The sequence below is a fragment of the Sphingomonas sp. CCH9-F2 genome, assembly GCF_001556735.1.
Lineage (GTDB): Bacteria > Pseudomonadota > Alphaproteobacteria > Sphingomonadales > Sphingomonadaceae > Sphingomonas > Sphingomonas ginsenosidimutans.
This window is the reverse complement of sequence record NZ_LSJO01000392.1, coordinates 1-1,224: the sequence shown is the minus strand read 5'-3', so window position 1 is coordinate 1,224 and position 1,224 is coordinate 1. Positions and strand designations below refer to the sequence as shown.

1 protein-coding gene and 1 pseudogene are annotated in these 1,224 nt (G+C 68.5%); both read left to right on the top strand.

Annotated elements, in window-relative coordinates; genetic code table 11:
* Nucleotides 1-432, top strand: a pseudogene (locus tag AX685_RS22580) (hydrolase); the annotation flags it as partial.
* Nucleotides 429-1,224 (top strand): arginine N-succinyltransferase (locus tag AX685_RS11420; protein ID WP_066488757.1); only part of this gene is annotated, 796 nt, incomplete at its 3' end. The pseudogene AX685_RS22580 and the gene AX685_RS11420, both read left to right, overlap by 4 nt.

Genomic DNA, 1,224 nt, shown 5'->3' with positions numbered 1-1,224 from the left:
AACAACGTCGTCCCCGACCTGGCGGTGCTGCGCGTCAACTTCCGCCCCGCCGATCGCGACGAGATCGACCGCGCCGCCGCGCTGATCGAGGGGACGGTGGCGCAGGCGCGCGCCGATCACGATGTCGTGATCGAGGTGCACGGCGGGTTCAACCGCCCGCCCAAGCCGATCGATGCGGGTGCGGCGCGGCTGTTCGATCTGGTCGCGCAGGCCGGATTGGCGCTGGGGCAGACGATCACGTGGCGCGACACCGGCGGCGTGTGCGACGGCAACAACATCGCCGCGTGCGGCGTGCCGGTGGTTGATACGATGGGCGCCCGCGGGGGCGCCATCCATTCGATGGAGGAATTCCTGATCGTCGACAGCCTGACCGAGCGTGCCGCGCTGTCCGCGGTCACGATGCTGCGGATCGCCGCGGGGGCGATGGCATGATCTTCGTCGTCCGCGCCGCGCATGACGGCGACCTGCCGCACCTGTACGAAATGGCCAAACTGACCGGGGGCGGCTTCACCAACCTGCCCGCCGACCGCAGCGCGCTGACGGCGAAGTTGGCGCGCAGCCACGCCGCCTTCGCGCGCGACGACAATGACCTGGCCGACGAACAGTTCGTGCTGATGCTGGAGAATGTCGACAATCGCGAGGTGCGCGGCACCTGCCAGCTGATCACCCATGTCGGGCAGAAGCACCCGTTCTACAGCTATCGCATCGGCACGCTGACGCAGCACAGCCGCGAGCTGGACCGCACGTTCCGCGCCGAGATGCTGTCGCTGACCACCGATCTGGAGGGCGCGAGCGAGGTCGGCGGGCTTTTCCTGCACCCGGGTGAGCGAGCCGGCGGGCTGGGCCTGCTGTTGGCGCGCAGCCGCTATCTGTTCATCCGCCGCCATCGCGCGCGCTTCGCCGACCGCGTGCTGGCGGAGCTGCGCGGGGTGATCGACGAGGCGGGCGGATCGCCGTTCTGGGACGGACTGGCTGGCCGCTTCTTCGGAATGAATTTCCAGCAGGCGGACGAATTCAACGCCATCAACGGCCACCAGTTCATCGCCGATCTGATGCCCAAGCATCCGATCTATACCGCGATGCTGTCCGACACCGCCCGCGCTGCGATCGGCTTGCCGCACCCGTCGGGGCGCGCCGCGATGCGGATGCTGGAGAACGAAGGCTTCGCGTTCGAAAACTACATCGACATCTTCGACGGCGGCCCGACCATGACCGCGCGCACCG